Origin of the sequence: Janthinobacterium sp. FT14W (assembly GCF_009208755.1) — a bacterium.
In the GTDB taxonomy this organism is placed as follows: domain Bacteria; phylum Pseudomonadota; class Gammaproteobacteria; order Burkholderiales; family Burkholderiaceae_D; genus Janthinobacterium; species Janthinobacterium violaceinigrum.
The window spans coordinates 1-18,912 of the sequence record NZ_WFLL01000074.1; the positions used below are offsets into that span (position 1 = coordinate 1).

An 18,912-nucleotide genomic window follows, 5' to 3' on the forward strand; every position below is an offset into this window, starting at 1 on the left:
TGGCCGACGCGGCCACGGCGCGCTGGGCCGTCCTGCGCGACGCGCCGGCCGCCCAGGCCCGCTGGGGCAGCCGCTTCCAGGGCGACAGCGCCAGCAGCAAGCTGCCCGCGCCGCTGGCCACCTGGGTGCATGACTTCCGCGGCTTGCTCGCGCATACCTCGCGCGACCTGGGCACGGCCGCCGGCCACTACATGCAAAGCTACGAGGCGGCGCTGGAAAGCGGCCAGCTGCGCGGCGCGATCACGGCCGCCATCAATATCGGCGACTGTTTCGCCAGTCTCAACGACAACGAATCGGCCCTCGAATGGATGCAGTGCGCGCTGGACCTGGCACGCCCCACGGGCTGGCCGCGCAGCATCGGCGCCTGCCAGACGCATACGGCCGAAACCATGCGCAAGCTGGGGCGCCTGGCCGACGCCGAAGACCTGCTGCGCGAAGCGCTGCACGTCCTGGCGCCCGTGTCCGGTGCGCGCACCTACGCCAACGCCCTGTTCCACCTGGGCGAGCTGAGCCTGGACAAGGGCGACTACGACACGGCGCTCGACGCCTTCAGCCGGCTGGCGCAGCGGGCCGAAGCGCTGGGCCAGGCCGATTTCCGCAGCATGGCGCAGCGCGGCAGCGCCCACGCGCTGTCCTACCTGGACCGTCCCGATGAAGCCGTGCAGGCGGCCGAACGGGCTTGCCAGCTGGCCACGGCGCAGGGCGACGCCATGCACCAGGTGGCGGCGCTGCGCGTCCTGTCGATGCTGCATGCGCGCCACGAGTTGCCGGCGCCAGCCGGCATGCTGGAACGCAATCCCGCCCTGCATTTCCTGCACCAGGCGCTGCAGGTGGCCGCTTCCATCGAAGGCTATTCGCCGCCCGGCGAACTGCTCGATGCGCTGGCGCGCGAATACGCGCATGCGGGCGACTATGCGCGCGCCTACGATATCGCCCTCGATGCGGGCATGGCGCGCGAAAAAAGCCACACCCAGCAGGCCAGCAACCGCGCCACGGCCATGCAGGTCTACCACCAGACGGAACATGCGCGCTCGGAAGGCTATCATCACCGCGAACTGGCCGCCTCCGAAGCGCGCCGCGCCGAAGTATTGCAACAGACCAGCGACACCCTGGAACGGCTGTCGGCCATCGGCCAGGAAATCACCACCCACCTGGACGCCAGCGCCGTGTTCCAGGTGCTGGACCGCCACGTGCATGCCTTGTTGCCAGTCAACACCTTCGCCGTCTACATGCTCGATCCGGCCGGCACGGCGCTGCGCCGCGCGCACGGCATGGAAGCGGGCCGTCCCCTGCCCGACAACGCCATTCCACTGAACAATCCACGCGCCTACTCCGTGCGCTGCCTGCTGGGCCGGCGCGAAGTGTATATCGCGCAAGTCCCCCCGCGGCGCCACGCCTACACGGTGCCCGGCACCCTGCATAACCAGAGCGTGCTGTACGTGCCGCTGATGGTGGGCGAACGCGTGCTGGGCGTGATGACGGTGCAGGCCTGCCATGCGAATGCCTACGGCGAACGGGAGCGGCTGATCTTCCGCACCCTGTGCGCGTATGGCGCCATCGCGCTCGACAATGCCAGCGCCTACCGGCAGTTGCAAGATGCCCAGGCGCAACTGGTATCGCAGGAAAAACTGGCTGCGCTGGGCTCGCTGATGGCCGGCGTGGCGCATGAACTCAATACCCCGATCGGCAACAGTCTGTTAATCGCCAGCACCATGCAGCAAAAGACGGAAGACGTGGAACGCCTGATGAACGGTCCCGGCCTGCGCCGCTCCGACCTGGCCGCCTACATCGACGATGCGGGCAAGGCGTCGGCGCTGGTGATGCGCGGCCTGCACAGCGCGGCCGACCTGGTCAACAGCTTCAAGCAGGTGGCCGTCGACCGCACCACCGAACAGCGGCGCCAGTTTGACCTGCAACAAGTGAGCAATGAAATCATCGCCACCGTGATGAACCGCATCCGCAGCTCGGGCCACCGCATCGAGACGGACATCGAATTCGGCATCGCCATGGACAGCTATCCGGGCCCGTTCGGCCAGGTCATCACCAACCTGATCAACAACGCCCTGCTGCACGCCTTCGCCCCCGGGCCCAACGATGGCGGCGCCGGCACGGGCTGCATGCGCCTGTCGGCCGCGATAGCGGGCGGGCGCGTGCAGATCGTCTTCGCCGACAATGGCGGCGGCATCGCCGAACAGCATCTGTCGCGCATCTTCGACCCCTTCTTTACAACCAAGCTGGGCCAGGGGGGCAGCGGCCTGGGCCTGTCGATCAGCTACAACATCGTCACGGCCCTGCTGGGCGGCAGCATCCAGGTGGCCAGCAGCCCCGCCGGCACGCGCTTCACGCTGGACCTGCCCCTGGTGGCGCCCCAGCTGGACGGCGCTGCCACCGCCAGCATCTATTAATCGCCGCCCCGTTGCCCGGGCGCGGGCTTGCCTATACAAGTACCCGCCCGGACGGTCTTTCCAATCTAAAAGCAAAACCCTTATAATTGAACGGCTGACGTACTTGCCATTGCAATATTTTCAACATGGCAAACCGCATCGGCCCGCGCGACAGGCGTCGCGCTGGCACCGATCAACACAGCAGCGCGCCGGGCGAGGCAGTCATCAGACGAGATGTTGTACGCTGATGCAACCCGGCGGGAAAGGCACGCCGCCGGCGGCCTGCGCATCTTCAAGTGGTCATTATGTCGACAAAAAAACCGATCAAGCACTACCTCCAGTTCTCCGATTTCACGTTGGAAGAGTACGAATATGTGATCGAACGCGCCCATCTGATCAAGCGCAAGTTCAAGAATTACGAAATCTACCATCCACTGATCGACCGCACCCTGGTGATGGTCTTCGAAAAGAACTCCACGCGCACGCGCCTGTCGTTCGAGGCGGGCATGCACCAGCTGGGCGGCGCCGCCATCTACCTGAACACGCGCGATTCCCAGCTGGGCCGCGGCGAGCCGGTGGAAGACGCGGGCCAGGTCATGTCGCGCATGTGCGACATCATCATGGTGCGCACGTTCGGCCAGGAGATCATCGAGCGCTTCGCCGCCAATTCGCGCGTGCCCGTGATCAATGGCCTGACCAATGAACACCACCCGTGCCAGGTTTTTGCCGACATCTTCACCTACATCGAACACCGCGGCTCCATCGCCGGCAAGGTCGTCGCCTGGATCGGCGACGCCAACAACATGCTGTACTCGTGGCTGCAGGCAGCCGAAGTGTTCGGCTTCCACGTCAACGTGTCGACGCCGAAGGGCTACGATATCGACCTGTCGCAAGTCAAGACCGACCGCTACACCTTCTTCGCCAACCCGTCGGACGCCTGCGAAGGCGCGCACCTGGTCAACACGGACGTCTGGACCAGCATGGGCTACGAAGCGGAAAACGCGGCCCGCATCGCCGCCTTCGACGGCTGGATCGTCGATGGCGCGAAGATGGCCCGCGCCGCGCCCGACGCGCTGTTCATGCACTGCCTGCCCGCCCACCGCGGCGAGGAAGTGGCCGCCGAAGTGATCGACGGCCCGCAATCGGTGGTGTGGGACGAGGCGGAAAACCGTTTGCACGTGCAAAAAGCGCTGATCGAGTACCTGTTACTGGGTAAAATCAACTAATTCGCCAGGCATTGCAGAGCACCTGGCAGCATCGCACTACATACATCGACAACGACAACTGGAAGCAATATGAGCGACATTAAAAAAGTAGTCCTGGCCTATTCCGGCGGACTCGACACCTCCGTCATCCTGAAATGGCTGCAAGATAACTACCAGTGCGAAATCGTCACCTTCACGGCCGACCTGGGCCAGGGCGAAGAACTGGAGCCGGCGCGCGCCAAGGCCATCAAATTCGGCATCAAGCCGGAAAACATCCATATCGAAGACGTGCGCGAAGAGTTCGTGCGCGATTTCGTCTTCCCGATGTTCCGCGCCAACACCGTGTACGAAGGCGAATACCTGCTGGGCACCTCGATCGCCCGTCCGCTGATCGCCAAGCGCCTGATCGAAATCGCCAACGCCACGGGCGCCGACGCCATCTCGCACGGCGCCACCGGCAAGGGCAACGACCAGGTGCGTTTCGAACTGGGCGCCTACGCGCTGAAGCCAGGCGTGAAAATCATCGCCCCATGGCGCGAGTGGGACCTGCTGTCGCGCGAAAAACTGCTGAAATACGCGGAAGACGCCGGCATCGAAATCGACATGAAGCACAAGAACGGCGGCGCGCCGTACTCGATGGATGCCAACTTGCTGCACATCAGCTTTGAAGGCCGCCACCTGGAAAACCCCAGCGCCGAAGCGGAAGAGACCATGTGGCGCTGGACCGTCAGCCCTGAAAAGGCGCCGGACGAAGCGGAATACCTGGACATCGAATACGAAAAAGGCGATATCGTCGCCATCAACGGCGTGCGCATGTCGCCCGCCACCGTGCTGGCCGAACTGAACAAAGTTGGCGGCAAGCATGGCGTAGGCCGCCTGGACCTGGTGGAAAACCGCTACGTCGGCATGAAATCGCGCGGCTGCTATGAAACCCCGGGCGGCACTATCATGCTGAAAGCCCACCGCGCCATCGAATCGATCACCCTGGACCGCGAAGTGGCCCACCTGAAAGACGACCTGATGCCGCGCTATGCATCGATGATCTACAACGGCTACTGGTGGGCGCCCGAGCGCGTTGCCCTGCAAACCCTGATCGACCACACGCAGGAAACCGTGAACGGCTGGGTACGCATCAAGCTGTACAAGGGCAATGTCATCGTCGTCTCGCGCGATTCGAAGACGGACTCGCTGTTCGACATGAACATCGCCACCTTCGACGAAGACGGCGGCGCCTACAACCAGGCCGATGCCGGCGGCTTCATCAAGCTGAACGCCTTGCGCATGCGCATCGCCGCCATCGCCCGCGAAAAGCGGGGCCAGAAGTAATTAGCTGCCGGGAGGCACTGCCTCCCGCACCAGCCAAAAGCCGCCTCCGGGCGGCTTTTTTACGTTTGAAACGCACTCAACCGCGATTTAGCGCCCCGCAAGTCCCTGTATTGCCCCCATTTTGCTGTCCTCATGGCAAAATGCTACAGTGCAATTTAGTCGAAAACTTCCCGCTTCCGGAGCTCCCATGTTCAAAGACCTGAGTATCAAGAATAAACTGTACCTGGGCTTCGGCTCCATCGTGGCCATCATCCTGGTCCTGCTGGGCGTGGCCTACAACAGCTTTTCGCGGCTGTCGGAAGCCAATGCATGGGACCGGCACACGATGGAAGTGCTGGTCGAGATCGACAAGATTCACAATTCCATCCTGCAAATCCAGGTGGAAGCGCGCGGTTTCATCCTGACCGGCAACGAAGCCTCGCTGACGCCGGAATCGAATGAAATGGACGTGCTGAGCCAGCACACGCAAAAAGCCATCGCCATGACGGTCGATAACAAGCCCCAGTCGGAACGCTTCCGCAAGATCGACCAGCTGAGCAGCAACTGGGTCAAGGAGTGGATCACCCCCCTGATCGAAAAACGCCGCGCGCTGGGCAATGCGCCGGGCGCCACGGAAACGATGGCGCGCCTGCTGCCGCCGGCCGGCTCGCCCGGCATCGTACAGGCCAACAAACTGCTCGACGACGCTGCCGCCGAAGAAAACCGCCTGCTGGCCGAGCGTACGGCCACCTCGAGCCGCCTGCAGGAAACCATGCTGCTGACCCTGGCGCTGGGCGGCCTGCTGTGCGTGGTGCTGGCGCTGGGCATTTCCTTCATCCTGGCCAAGGCCATCCTCGGTCCGCTGAACAACCTGACGGATGCCGTCGGGCGCATCGCTGGCGGCGAACAGGGCGCGCGCGCCGCCATCATCTCGCGCGACGAGCTGGGCAAGGTGACGGAAGAATTCAACCGCATGGCGCAAACCATCCAGGACAACCAGGCCAACGAACTGGCCGCCACGAACAGCTTGCGGGCCAAGGTCGATTCCCTGCTGGAAGTGGTGTCGAAGGCGGCCTCGGGCGACCTGACGGGCAAGGTCGGCATCACGGGCAGCGACGCCATCGGCCAGTTGGGCAACGGCCTGGCGAAGATGTTTGAAAACCTGCGCAGCCTGCTCAACAATGTGCAAAAGGCCGGTATCCAGGTGACGACCTCGGCCACGGAAATCGCCGCCTCGGCGCGCCAGCAGGAAGCCACGGGCATTGAGCAAGCACAAACCAGCGTGGAAATTCTCAGCACCACCAAGGAAATCTCGGCCAACACGAGCCAGTTGCTGAAAACCATGGAAGACGCCACCGCCGTGGCCGACTACACGACGAATGCCACGGCCGAAGCGCAAAACAACCTCAAGCGCATGGATTCGACCATGCAGCACATGGTCTCGGCCACCGATTCCATCAACGCCAAGCTGGCCGCCCTGTCGGAAAAGGCCAGCAATATCAACAGCGTACTGATCACCATCACGAAAGTGGCCGACCAGACCAACATCCTGTCGCTGAACGCCGCCATCGAGGCGGAAAAAGCGGGCGAGGCGGGCCGCGGCTTTTCCGTGGTGGCGACCGAGATCCGCCGCCTGGCCGACCAGACCTCCGTCTCCACGTGGGATATCGAGCAAATGCTCAAGGAAATGCAGTCGGCCGTGTCGGCCAGCGTGATGGGCATGGATAAATTCTCGGAAGAAATTCGCCGCAGCGTGGGCGAAGTGCGGCAAGTGGCCGAGCAGCTGTCGTCCGTGATGGACCAGGTGCAGAAACTCACGCCGCAATTCGACGCCGTGCTGCAAGGCATGCAGTCGCAAGCCATCGGCGCCTCGCAGATTTCCGACACCATGATGCAGCTCAACGACGCCACCCAGCAAACGGTGGAGTCGCTGAAGGCCACCAGCGAAGCGGTGCACCAGCTGCAATACGCGGCGGGCGACCTGCAATCGAGCGTCTCGACTTTCGCCGTGACCATCTGATCCCATGAAAGTGCTGCTCTTTCACATCGGACGCGACCGCTATGGCCTGCCCCTGGCCGGCATCGTGCGCGTGCTGCCGCTGCTGGAACTCAAGCAGCTGCCGCTCACGCCGGACTACGTGGCCGGCCTGATGGACTTGCATGGCACGCCCGTGCCCGTGATCGACCTGTCGCGCCTGGCGGGACTGCCGGCCGCCGCCGCGCAGTTCGACACGCGCATCGTCATCGTCGACTACCGCGCCCCTGGCGGCACCGCGCACGTACTGGGCCTGATGGCCTCGCAGGTGCGCGGCATCGCCGACATCGATGCGGACAAGCTCGACGACAGCGGCGTGGCCACGGCGCCCTTCCTGGGCCAGGTGGCCAGCGATGCCGACGGCATCGTGCAGCTGGTCGAACTGGAGCACCTGCTGCCACCGGACGTGCGCGCGCTGCTGTTCCAAGACGCGGGCGCGGCATGACGGCACAATCGCTGCTGCGCCGCGCGACCGGCCTGTCCGTCTCCAAGTCCGTGGCCGAGCGGGCCGTCGGCCAGCGCATGGAGCAGACCGGCTTTGCCGACAGCGCAGCCTATCTGCAGGCGCTCACGCCGGCCGAAATGACGCAGCTGATCGAACTGGTGGTGGTGCCCGAATCGTGGCTGTTCCGCGATCCGCAGGCGTTTTACGCCACCGTCGAACTGGTGCAGGAACGCTGGGCGCGGGGGCGCGCCACGCGCATCCTGTCGATTCCGTGCGCGGGCGGCGAGGAACCGTATTCGATGGCCATGGCGCTGCGCGACGGCGGCGTGCCGAAACAGGCGTTCAGCATCGACGCGTACGACCTGAGCCCCGGCTGCATCGAGCGGGCGCAGGCAGGCATCTATGGCCGCAACGCCTTCCGCGCGCAGGACGTGGCCTTCCGCGAGCGTTATTTCACGCACGTGGCCGACGACGCCTACCGCATCATCGACGCCCTGCGCGAACAGGTGACCTTCAGGCAGGGCAACCTGCTGCAGTTCGACACCGCCACCTACAGCCGCCATTACGACGTCATCTTCTGCCGCAACCTGCTGATCTATTTCGACAAGCCCACCACGCGCGCGGCCATCCACAACCTGTCCGCCCTGCTGGCCGACGACGGCATGCTGCTGGCCGGCTATGCGGAAGTGCCGTCGTTCTGCCAGAATGGCTTTGCGCCGCTGCAGTTCCGCCAGGCCTTCGCGCTGAAGAAGGAAACGACGGCGCCGGCAGCAGCCCTCCAGGTGGCGCCGCTGCCTGCCTTGCGCAGCGTGCCGCCTGCGCCAAAACGCCTGGCAGTTCCAGCTCCGCCTCCAGCGCCCGCCGCACCGGCGGCGCAGCGCACGCGCCCCGTGTCCGTGCCATCGTCCCCGCCGGCACCGGCGGCGCCCGCCGATTTGCTGGCCGAGGCGCGCCTGCTGGCCGACCGCGGCCAGCTGCGCGAGGCCGGCGAAAAATGCCACGCCCACCTGGCCCGCGCACCGGAGGCGGCGGAAGCGTATTTCATGCTGGGCATTATCAATGAACTGGCCGGCAAGATGGACCTGGCCGACGACTACTGGCGCCGCTGCATCTACCTGCAGCCGGACCACTACGAGGCGCTGTGCCACCTGTCGCTGCTGGCCGAACGCAATGGCAACCATACGGCCGCCGCCACCCTGAAGGCGCGCGCGGCGCGCATCTACCAGCGCCGCCAGGCGTCCAACTAAGGGGCAAGCAGCATGACAAACCGCATCGCCACCGAGTCCCCCGCCGCCATCGACGACTGCTGGAACCATATCGGCGTGGTCGGCGACCAGAGCTGCCCCAAGCTGCCCGCCAACGTGCACTGCCGCAACTGCGACGTGTATGCGGGCGCCGCCCAGCGCAACCTGCAGCGTCCCGTGGACGAGCACTACCAGCGCGACTGGGCCAGCCACTTCCGCCAGATCGATGCGGGCGGCGAAGTGCGCGACAGTTCGGCGCTGGTGTTCCGCATCGGCCGCGAATGGCTGGCGCTGCCCACGCGCGTGTTCGACTCCGTGGCGCCGCAGGCCAAGCCGCACGTGCTGCCGCACCGGGGCGGACGCGGCCTGGCGGGCATCGTCAATATCGGCGGCAAGCTGTATCCGTGCATGTCGCTGGCCAGCCTGCTGGGCATCGACGAACAGGGCGCGCCGCCCGCCAAGGGCCGCCACGCGTTCGCGCGCCTGCTGCTGATGCGCTGGGAAGAACAGGCCTACGCCCTGCCCGTGGCCGACCTGCATGGCATCGTGCGCTATGCCTCAAGCACCGTGCAAGCGCCCGCGGCCACCATCAACAAGGGCCTGTCGCGCTTTCTGTCGGGCGTGATCACCGAGGGCGACATGCGCATCGGCTGCCTGGACACGGCGCTGATCGGCTTTCAACTTGCGAGACTATTACGATGAGCCAGGACCAGCACGGCGACCTCAGTGCCTTTTCCATGCTGGACCTGTTCCGCATGGAAGCGGACAGCCAGACCCAGATTCTCACCGATGGCTTGCTGGCCATGGAGCGCCATGCGGGCGACGCGGCCGCCGTCGAGGCGATGATGCGCGCGGCGCACTCGATCAAGGGCGCCGCCGCCATCGTCGGCCTGCAAGTGGTGGTGCGGCTGGCGCACGGCATGGAAGACAGCTTTGTCGCCGCCCAGCACGGCCGCCTGAAACTCACGCCGGAGCGGGTCGACGTGCTGCTGTCGGGCGTCGACCTGATCGTGCAGCTGTCGCGCCTCGACGATGCGGGCGCCGAAGCGTGGCTGGCCGCCAACGCGGCACAGATCGACCAGACCCTGAACGCCATCGCCGGCATTGCCGAGCTGCCCGAATTGCCGGCCCTGCCTTCGCTGCCTTCACCCTCGCCTTCACCAGCGCCATCCCCCTTGCCGCCGGAGAGCACCGACGCCGCCGAAGCGCAAGCCCCCGTGGCCAGCGGCCTGGCGGGCGAGGAAGTGGAGTCGTCCGCGGCTGCGGCCGCGCCGCGCGCCGGCGCCAAGGCGCCGGCACAGAATTTCGACAAGCTGCTGTCGCTGGCCAGCGAGTCGCGCATCAATGCGCACCAGATGCACCCCTTCGTCGGCGCGCTGCAGCGCTTCAAGCGCAACCAGAGCAGCCTGTTTTCCGCCATCGAGCACCTACACGAAGCCATTGCCCGTTCGGCCGACCCGGGCCTGATGGAAAAATCCCTGCTGGCGCTGCACAAGACGCAGCCCCTGAAACAGTTCATGCTCGAGCACATCGCCGACATCGAGACCTATGAACGGCGCTTGCTGGCCGTCTCGCAAGGCATGGTCGACGAAGTGCTGGCCCTGCGCATGCGCCCTTTCCGCGACGGCATCCACGCGTTTCCCCGCATGGTGCGCGACCTGGCGCGCAGCCTGGGCAAGGAAGTGCAGCTGGAGATCGACGGCGAAGACACCCTGGTCGACCGCGACATCCTGGCAAAGATCGAAAGCCCGCTGAACCACATGCTGAGAAATGCCATCGACCACGGCATGGAAGGCCCGTACGAACGCATCGAAGCGGGCAAGGAAGCGCTGGGCACGATACGCATGGAAGCGCGCCACCGCGCCGGCATGCTGAGCATCGAGATCAGCGACGACGGGCGCGGCGTCGACCTGGAAAAGATCCGCCAGTCCGTCATCGAGCGCAAGATGGCCAGTCCCGCCATGGCCGCCGCGCTGTCGCCGGGCGAACTGCTGGAATTCCTGTTCCTGCCCGCCTTCAGCCTGAAGGCCACGGCCAACCAGCTGTCCGGACGCGGCGTGGGCCTCGATATCGTGCACGAGACGATACGCCAGCAAAACGGCACGGTGCGCCTGGAATCGGAACCGGGTCGGGGTTTCCGCGCCCTGGTTACCCTGCCGCTGACGCAATCGATCGTGCGCGCGCTGGTGATCGATGTCCACGGCGAAGCCTACGCCATCCCCATCGTCAAGGTGGAAAGCGTGGTGCGCGTGCCGCAGGCGGCCATCCATACCCTGGAAAACAAGCAGTTCTTCGAACTCAAGGGAGAGCACCTGGGCCTGGTGTCGGCGGCGCAGGTGCTGGAACTGGGCGAGGCGGCCAGCAGCGCCGACGATCTGCCCGTGGTGGTGATCGGGCGTGGCAAGCAAAGCTATGCGCTGGTGGTCGACGCCATCCGCGGCGAGCAAAGCCTGGCCGTGCAGGCCATCGACCCCATTTTCGGCAAGATGCGCGACATTTCCGCCGCCGCCCTGCTGGACGACGGCGAGCCGGTGCTGATCCTCGACGTGCCCGACCTGCTGCTGTCGATCGACAAGCTGCTGCACGAGGGCGGCCTGCACCAGCTGGCGCAGGCGGGCCATGCGCAGCAGCGCCGCGCCAAGCGCATCCTGGTGGTCGACGATTCGCTGACGGTGCGCGAGATGGAACGCAAGCTGCTGCTGGCGCGCGGTTTCGAAGTCGACGTGGCCATCGACGGCATCGACGGCTGGAACGTGGTGCGCAGCGGCGACTACGACCTGGTGATCACCGACGTGGACATGCCGCGCATGGATGGCATCGAACTGGTCTCGCTGATCAAGAAGGACCTGCACCTGCACAAGCTGCCGGTGATGATCGTCTCGTACAAGGACCGCCCGGAGGACCGCGCGCGCGGCCTGTCCGCCGGCGCAGACTATTATCTGACCAAGGGCAGCTTCCACGACGAGACCTTGCTCGACGCGGTGGCCGACCTGATAGGAGATGCCCGTTTATGAATTGCGCTTCATGAAAATTGCCATTGCCAACGATGTCGCCATGGCCGCCGAGGCCCTGCGCCGGGTGGTGGCCAGCACGCAGGAACACCAGGTACTGTGGATTGCCCGCACGGGACTCGAAGCGGTGCGCATGTGCGAGGGCAACCGCCCCGACCTGATCCTGATGGACCTGAACATGCCGGAGATGGATGGCGTCGAGGCGACGCGCCTGATCATGGAGCAAAGCCCGTGCGCCATCCTGGTGGTCACGGGCCGCCCGCAAGACAATGTCAACCAGGTTTTCCGCGCACTGGGTGCTGGCGCGCTCGACGTCACGGCCACGCCCGTGCTGCAGGGGCAAGTGGGCGGCGACAGCGAGCTGCTGGCCAAGATCAAGACCATCGGCAAGCTGATACGCCACAGCGCCGAAGCGCCGCCGCCGCGCCAGGCGAACGGCAATGGCGGCGAACGCAGCGACGGGCAAGCCACCACGCTGGTGGCCATCGGCGCCTCGACGGGCGGCCCGTCGGCCGTGGCCAAGGTGCTGTCCGGCTGGACGGCGCCGCCCGGCTGCGCCATCGTGGTGGTGCAGCATATCGATGAAACCTTCGCCTCGCATTTTGCCAAATGGCTGGACGACCAACTGGACATGCCCGTGCGCGTGATCGCCGACGGCGACGAGCTGGTGGCCGGCACGGTGCTGATTGCCAAGACCAACGATCACTTGCTTCTAGATCAAAATTATCGTTTGAGTTACGATGCAGCACCACGCGAGTATGTTTACCGCCCTTCCGTCGATGTCTTCTTCAACTGCGTGGCGCAGCACTGGCGTGGCGACGCCATCGGTGTGTTGCTCACAGGAATGGGCCGCGATGGCGGCGACGGCTTGCTGGCCATGCGGCGCGCGGGCAAGACGACGATTGCGCAAGACCAGGCCAGCAGCGCCGTGTATGGCATGCCGCGAGCGGCGGCCGAACTCGATGCGGCGCAGCAAATCCTGCCCTTGGATAGAATAGGCGCCAACCTGCGCAGCCGCCTGGGCGCCAAACTCAACAATTGGTGGGAGCCCTCCCCTAACATCTGAAAAGAATGCAATGCCAGAATTTTCCTCCAGTTTCACCCAGCATGAGCCCGCACTGACCGAATTCAAGGTCAGCGTGCTGCTGGTGGACGACCAGTTGATCATTGCTGAGGCAATCCGGCGCATGCTGAGCGACCAGCAGGACATCGAATTTCATTACGTGACGGACGCCACGCAGGCGCTGGACACGGCGCTGCGGTTGCAACCGACCGTCATCCTGCAGGACCTGGTGCTGCCGGGCATAGATGGCTTCGCCCTGATCAAGCTGTACCGCGAAAACGAAGCGCTGGCGCACGTGCCCGTGATCGTGCTGTCGGCCAAGGATGACCCGAAACTGAAGGCCCACAGCTTTTCCGTCGGCGCCAACGATTACGTGGTGAAACTGCCGGACCGCCTGGAACTGCTGGCGCGCATACGCTACCATTCCAACGCGCACATCAGCCGTTTGCAGCGCGACCAGGCATTTCGTTTCCTGCGTGAAAGCCAGAAAAACCTGGCCGATGCGAATATTGAACTGCAGAAACTGGCTGCCCTCGATGGCTTGACGGGCATCGCCAACCGTCGCCGCTTCGATGAAACCTTGCAATTCGAATGGCAGCGGGGCCAGCGCGACAAGACGCCGCTGAGCCTGCTCTTTTGCGATATCGATCATTTCAAGAGCTACAACGACCACTTCGGCCATTTGCCGGGTGACCTGTGCCTGAAAAAAGTGGCCGCCGTGCTGACGGAACATTTGAAGCGCCCGGCCGACCTGGCGGCCCGCTATGGCGGCGAGGAATTCGCCCTGATCCTGCCGGAAACGGAGGCCGCGGGAGCCCTGCTGATCGCCGAAGCGTGCCGGCGCCACCTGGAAGGTTTGCAGATCGAAAACCCGGCGGCAGCCACCGGCATCGTCACCATCTCGATCGGCGTGGCCACCATCGTGCCTTCGCCGGACTCGACGGTCGAGCAACTGATCAACCGCGCCGACCAGGCCCTGTACGCGGCCAAGCGCGGCGGACGCAACAGCGTGCTGAACGCCGATGACGTCGAGGACTGATTTTTAACAGCAAGGAAAGTGAAGCATGAGCACACAACTGGACAATGTCAGCGTCGTCAAGAAATCGAATATCTACTTTGACGGCAAGTGCGTCTCGCACAACGTCATCCTGGCCGATGGCACGAAGAAAAGCGTGGGCGTGATTTTCCCGTCATCGCTGCGCTTCAACACGTGCGCGCCGGAAACGATGGAAATCGTCGGCGGCCTGTGCAAGGTACGCCTGGCCGACGCGACAGAATGGAACAGCTATGGCGCGGGCACGCAATTCAAGGTGCCGGGCAATAGCTATTTTGATATTGAAACGACTGAGACCGTAGACTACGTCTGCCATTTTGGCTGATCCACGCAGAAAAAACGTCCATGGCTGCGTTGCACTGCCTCGCCGTACCATGCGTAATGTCTTCGGCAATGCGCCTTGCCCTGGCCATTTTTTCAAGCGCGGATCTACTATTTAGATAAACACAGGCTCGGGCGACAGGCGCACGCCATATTTCGCCTCTACATCATCCTGTATCGCTTCCGCCAGCCGGGTAATGTCCGCGCCACGAGCGCCGCCATTATTCACCAGAACCAGCGCCTGCTTGGGATACACTCCCGCGGGCCCCAGGTTTTTCCCCTTCCAGCCGCACTGATCGATCAGCCATCCCGCCGCCAGCTTTTCCGTGCCATCGGCTTGCGCATGGTGCACCAAGGTGGGGAAACGTTCCAACAGGGCAAGACATTGCTCCCGCGATACCACCGGATTCTTGAAGAAGCTGCCCGCATTGCCGATCACGGCCGGGTCCGGCAATTTTCTCCGGCGGATCGCCATCACCGTCTCCGCCACCTGTTGCGGCGTCGGTTCGGCAAGATTGCGCTCGGCCACGGCTTGCGCCAGTTCCGCATAGCGCAAGTTCGGCTGCCACTGGGCCGGCAGGGCGAACGTCACTTCCAGCACGATCAGCTCGCGTCCGTCCGCCTGCTTGAAGATGCTGTCGCGGTAGGCAAAGCGGCAGGCGTCGCGGTCCATGTTGAAGACGATACCGCTGGCGCTGTGCATGACGCTCACGCTATGCAGATAATCCTTGATTTCAACGCCATACGCGCCGATATTCTGGATAGGGGCCGCGCCCACCGTGCCGGGGATCAGCGACAGGTTTTCCAGCCCGCCCACGCCTTGCGCCAGGGTCCACTGCACGAAGTCGTGCCAGTTTTCGCCGGCCGCGGCCGTGACGAGGATGGTCTCGAAATCGGCCTGCGCCAGGCGCATGCCGCGCGTGGCCATGTGCAGCACGGCGCCGGGAAAGTCGCCCGTCAGCACGATGTTGCTGCCGCCGCCCAATATCAGGCGGGACATGGCGGACAGGGCGGGATCTTGCAGCGCCGCCTGCAATTGGGCCTGCGAAGTGATGCGCACGTAGGCGGCCGCCTTGGCTGCGATGCCGAAGGTATTCAGGCGCTGGAGGGAGTAATTGTGTTCGATGGTGAGCTCTGCAGACGTGGGATAGGGAAATTTTGCTCGATTATAGAGCGAAAGCGACAAAAAACCACCTCAGGACAAGGGCGACTTGCCCGTTGTCCGTTAAAATGTCGCATCTTTAACAGGGCCGTCCCATGGCGCAGAATCAGCCGCCAAGGCCCAGCGCGCCGAGCGTGCGCTCGCTTTAACAAGAAAAGGAACAGACCATGCCGTCATTTGATGTAGTCTCCGAAGCCGATATGATCGAAGTCAAGAATGCAGTCGAGCAATCCAACAAGGAAATTACGACCCGCTTCGACTTCAAGGGCAGCGACGCCCGCGTCGAACACAAGGAAAACGAATTGACCGCATTTGCGGATTCGGAATTCCAGCTCAGCCAGGTGCGCGACGTGCTGACCAACAAATTGACCAAACGCAAGGTCGATGTGCGCTTCCTCGACGAAGGCGACATCAAGAAGATCGGCGGCGACAAGGTCAAGCAGGTCATCAAGATCAAGAATGGCATCGAATCGGATGATGCCAAGAAAATCGTGCGCGTCATCAAGGACAGCAAGATGAAAGTGCAAGCGAGCATCCAGGGCGAAGCCGTGCGCGTCACGGGCGCCAAGCGCGACGACCTGCAGGCAGCCATGGCCATGCTGCGCAAGGACGTGCCCGACATGCCGCTGGAATTTAACAATTTCCGCGATTAATTTCGATCAAGCGCACGATCCGGCCTGCGTACGCGCGGCCTTGCGGCAGGCTCTGCCTCGGAGAGCCTGCCCGCTTGAGGTAAAATTGAAGCTGCGCACAGCTACATGCGCCCGCGCGCCTGACTGGCAGCGGGCTTGACCGTACATCTGGCTCAGTGATAACCACGGTAGTCTAAGGATAGCAATGAAACGTGTTGATGATTTCCGCCTGCGATTTGGCAAAAAAGAATATGTGCCCATCATGATAGGCGGAATGGGTGTGGATATTTCCACGTCGGAGCTGGCCCTGGAAGCGGCCCGGCTGAACGGTATCGGGCATATCTCCGATGCCATGGTGGAAGACGTGTCGGACCGCCGTTTCGACACCACCTTCGTCAAAGACAAGACGAAACTGTACAAATTCAACATCAACAACAGCGACAAGGCCGTGGTGCAGTTCGACCTGGGCCGCCTGGCGGAAGCACAACGTCTGCATATCGGCCGCACCATGGAAGCAAAAAAAGGCGATGGTTTGATCTTCGTCAATTGCATGGAAAAGCTGACCATGAACGGCCCCCGCGAAACCTTGCGCGTACGCCTGAATGCGGCACTGGATGCGGGCATCGACGGCATCACCCTGTCCGCCGGTTTGCACTTCGGCTCGTTTGCCTTGATGGCCGACCATCCACGTTTCCGTGATGCCAAACTGGGCATCATCGTCTCGTCCGTGCGCGCCCTGCAGATTTTCCTGCGCAAGAACGCCAAACTGGACCGTTTGCCCGACTTCATCATCGTCGAAGGACCGTTGGCCGGCGGCCACCTGGGTTTCGGCATGGACTGGGCCAATTATGACCTGCACACGATCACGGCCGAACTGCTGGCCTACCTGAAAGCGGAACAACTGGACATCCCGCTGATCGCCGCCGGCGGCATCTTCACGGGCAGCGATGCCGTCTCCTTCCTGGAAGCGGGCGCGGCTGGCGTGCAAGTGGCGACGCGCTTTACCGTCACCAAGGAATGCGGCTTGCCAAACAAGGTCAAGCAGGAATACTACAAGGCCTCGGAAGAAGACATCATCGTCAATGGCGTCTCGCCGACCGGCTACCCGATGCGCATGCTGAAGAACACGCCCGCCATCGGCGCCGGCATCCGTCCAGGCTGCGAATCGTATGGCTATCTGCTCGACGCGACGGGCAACTGTGCCTACATCAACTCGTACAACCGCGAAGTGGCGGCCCATCCCGAGCAAAAGACCGTGGTCGTGATGGACAAGACCTGCCTGTGCACGCACATGCGCAACTTCAACTGCTGGACCTGCGGCCACTATACGTACCGCCTGAAGGACACCACGCACAAGCTGGACAATGGCGAGTACCAGATCCTGACGGCCGAACATGTCTTCAAGGACTATCAGTTCAGCGTTGACAACCAGATCGCCCTGCCGGAAAAAGAAATCCAGGTTCCAGGCTGAATTTTCCCAGCTTGAAATAAAAATGGCGCAGCCTGTGCAGGCTGCGCCATTTTTTTATGTGGGGAGCATTTCCCGCAATGTGCGTTCGATGACGTCGAAGGTGGGTCGCCGCAGCACCTCCTCCTGCAGGCAAGCTTCGTGCAAGGCCTGCAAGATGGGCAACGGTGCCGCACCATGCGCGATCAACTCGCCCAGCAATACGCCAAAGGCACGCGCCTCTATGCCCTGCAGCAAGTCCCCTTGCGGCGAGCCGGGAACAAACATGGACGCCGCGCCAAAGTCGCCCAGCAGGCAGGCGCCAGCGGCCGTATGCAGGATATTGTGGCCATAGAGGTCGCCATGCACGATGCCGCGCGCGTGCAGCTGGCATACGGCCGAGGCGATGCCATGGGCAATAGCCAACGCTTGCGATGCGTCAAAGCGCGCGCCATCGGCATACACATCGCGCGTGCATGACGCCAGGCTCGGCGGCCCTGCCAGATTGCCGAAAGCAGCATCGATAAGCGGCATGACGAGCCCGGATGCCCGTTGCGGATGCCCGTCGAGCGTTCCAAGGATGGGAATCAGGCTGGGATGCGTACCGGCGCCGACACAAGCGGCCATTTCGCTGCGCGGCAAGCCGTCGCTGGTCATCGCCCCCTTGAACACTTTGACGGCAACATCGGTACAGCCATCGAGGCACGCGCGGTAAATCACACCCGATGCCCCCTCGCCCAGCTGCTGTGCCAATTCCAGGCGCGCCCACGCCACGCCGGCCGCGCCGGCATGGGCCAGGGCCGCCAGTTCACGCGCTTCGCTGAAGGGATTGCCCGCATACGCGAGCCAGCCCAGGCGCGGCAAGGTCAGCAGGCAGTCGGGCAAGGCCGTGAAACGGTTGGCGGCAATGCGCACCAGTTCCAGCTGGCGGCAATTGGCCAAAGTCGCTGGCAAGCGGCTCAGGCAATTTCCAGCCAGCATGAGTTTCTGCAATTCATGACAGTTGCCGAGTTCGTCCGGCAAGGCTTCGATGGCATTATCGGTCAGGGTCAGCCAGCGCAGCCTGGGTGGCAAGGCGGCGGCCGGCACATGGCGTATGCGGTTCGCCTTGAAGCCGATCATGCTCAGTTCCTGGCAGGAACCAAGCACGGCAGGCAAGGTGGTGAACAGGTTATCGGAGCAAAAAATGATGCGCAGCTTGTGCAGGCGCGGCAAATCGTCAGGCAGCATGGAAAGTGCATTGCCGGACAAATCGAGAATCTCCAGGCTGTCGGCCAAGTCGAAGATCTCACGGGGGAAGTCGGTCAAGCCGCAGCACAGCTTCAGGCGCCGCACGCCAGCCAGTTGGCCAGCGCGTAATTGTTCCAGTGTGTGCAAAGCAGACAAGATATCCCTTTCAAAAACCCGGCAATCGCGGACATGGATAAAACCCGCGGACGTAAAAAAACCCCCACAGGATCACCGATGGGGGTTTTTTCGAATAACAAGCCTGACGATAACCTACTTTCACACTGGTTGCAGCACTATCATCGGCGCAAAGTTGTTTCACGGTCCTGTTCGGGATGGGAAGGGGTGGGACCAACTTGCTATGGTCATCAGGCATA

15 protein-coding genes and 1 rRNA gene are annotated in these 18,912 nt (G+C 63.4%); 13 read left to right on the forward strand and 3 right to left on the reverse strand.

Annotated features, from left to right (window positions below; all coding sequences use genetic code 11):
• The 11 genes from GCN74_RS27020 to GCN74_RS27070 all read left to right on the forward strand — a co-directional run.
• Positions 1–2,405, forward strand: a 2,405-nt coding sequence (locus GCN74_RS27020) for an ATP-binding protein (RefSeq protein ID WP_152259517.1), incomplete at its 5' end; no start/stop codon positions are given.
• A 284-nt stretch (positions 2,406–2,689) separates the two neighbouring features.
• Positions 2,690–3,610 carry an ornithine carbamoyltransferase gene (argF, locus tag GCN74_RS27025; protein ID WP_152259518.1) on the forward strand — a complete coding sequence of 307 codons (921 nt, stop codon included), beginning with the start codon at positions 2,690–2,692 and terminating at the stop codon, positions 3,608–3,610.
• 69 nt (positions 3,611–3,679) lie between these two features.
• On the forward strand, positions 3,680–4,915 hold the full coding sequence (locus GCN74_RS27030) for an argininosuccinate synthase (RefSeq protein ID WP_034759383.1): 1,236 nt from the start codon (positions 3,680–3,682) through the stop codon (positions 4,913–4,915).
• 187 nt (positions 4,916–5,102) lie between these two features.
• Positions 5,103–6,914: a methyl-accepting chemotaxis protein gene (locus GCN74_RS27035; protein ID WP_152259519.1), complete on the forward strand. Its 1,812-nt coding sequence runs from the start codon at positions 5,103–5,105 to the stop codon at positions 6,912–6,914.
• Between the two features lie 4 nt (positions 6,915–6,918).
• Positions 6,919–7,374 carry a chemotaxis protein CheW gene (locus GCN74_RS27040; RefSeq protein WP_152259520.1) on the forward strand — a complete coding sequence of 152 codons (456 nt, stop codon included), beginning with the start codon at positions 6,919–6,921 and terminating at the stop codon, positions 7,372–7,374.
• Entirely contained in the window at positions 7,371–8,621 is a 1,251-nt protein-coding gene (locus GCN74_RS27045) for a CheR family methyltransferase (RefSeq protein WP_152259521.1), read from the forward strand. Before GCN74_RS27040 ends, GCN74_RS27045 begins: the two co-directional genes overlap by 4 nt.
• A 12-nt stretch (positions 8,622–8,633) precedes the next feature.
• Positions 8,634–9,320: a chemotaxis protein CheW gene (locus GCN74_RS27050; RefSeq protein WP_152259522.1), complete on the forward strand. Its 687-nt coding sequence runs from the start codon at positions 8,634–8,636 to the stop codon at positions 9,318–9,320.
• A complete protein-coding gene (locus GCN74_RS27055) occupies positions 9,317–11,632 on the forward strand; it encodes a hybrid sensor histidine kinase/response regulator (RefSeq protein WP_152259523.1) in 2,316 nt (771 codons plus the stop codon). Before GCN74_RS27050 ends, GCN74_RS27055 begins: the two co-directional genes overlap by 4 nt.
• Positions 11,633–11,642: 10 nt before the next feature.
• Positions 11,643–12,695, forward strand: a complete 1,053-nt coding sequence (cheB, locus tag GCN74_RS27060; protein WP_152259524.1) for a chemotaxis-specific protein-glutamate methyltransferase CheB — start codon at positions 11,643–11,645, stop codon at positions 12,693–12,695.
• A 10-nt stretch (positions 12,696–12,705) separates the two neighbouring features.
• A complete protein-coding gene (locus GCN74_RS27065; protein WP_152259525.1) occupies positions 12,706–13,731 on the forward strand; it encodes a diguanylate cyclase in 1,026 nt (341 codons plus the stop codon).
• Positions 13,732–13,756: 25 nt separating this feature from the next.
• Positions 13,757–14,071: a pyrimidine/purine nucleoside phosphorylase gene (locus GCN74_RS27070; RefSeq protein WP_152259526.1), complete on the forward strand. Its 315-nt coding sequence runs from the start codon at positions 13,757–13,759 to the stop codon at positions 14,069–14,071.
• A 111-nt stretch (positions 14,072–14,182) separates the two neighbouring features.
• Here GCN74_RS27070 and murB read toward each other — a convergent pair whose 3' ends face one another.
• On the reverse strand, positions 14,183–15,253 hold the full coding sequence (murB, locus tag GCN74_RS27075) for a UDP-N-acetylmuramate dehydrogenase (RefSeq protein WP_193317289.1): 1,071 nt from the start codon (positions 15,251–15,253) through the stop codon (positions 14,183–14,185).
• Positions 15,254–15,396: 143 nt separating this feature from the next.
• Here murB and GCN74_RS27080 point away from each other — a divergent pair, with 143 nt between their 5' ends.
• Positions 15,397–15,882 (forward strand): YajQ family cyclic di-GMP-binding protein, encoded by a 486-nt coding sequence (locus GCN74_RS27080; RefSeq protein WP_131378971.1) that lies wholly within the window; start codon positions 15,397–15,399, stop codon positions 15,880–15,882.
• 184 nt (positions 15,883–16,066) lie between these two features.
• The gene (locus GCN74_RS27085) at positions 16,067–17,332 is read left to right on the forward strand and encodes a nitronate monooxygenase (protein ID WP_152259527.1); all 1,266 of its coding nucleotides are present in this window, start codon (positions 16,067–16,069) and stop codon (positions 17,330–17,332) included.
• 54 nt (positions 17,333–17,386) lie between these two features.
• Here the strand turns inward: GCN74_RS27085 and GCN74_RS27090 are convergent, their stop codons facing one another.
• A complete protein-coding gene (locus GCN74_RS27090) occupies positions 17,387–18,685 on the reverse strand; it encodes a leucine-rich repeat-containing protein kinase family protein (protein WP_152259529.1) in 1,299 nt (432 codons plus the stop codon).
• Positions 18,686–18,795: 110 nt separating this feature from the next.
• Positions 18,796–18,908: ribosomal RNA gene (gene rrf, locus GCN74_RS27095) — 5S ribosomal RNA — on the reverse strand.
• Between the last annotated feature and the right edge of the window lie 4 nt (positions 18,909–18,912).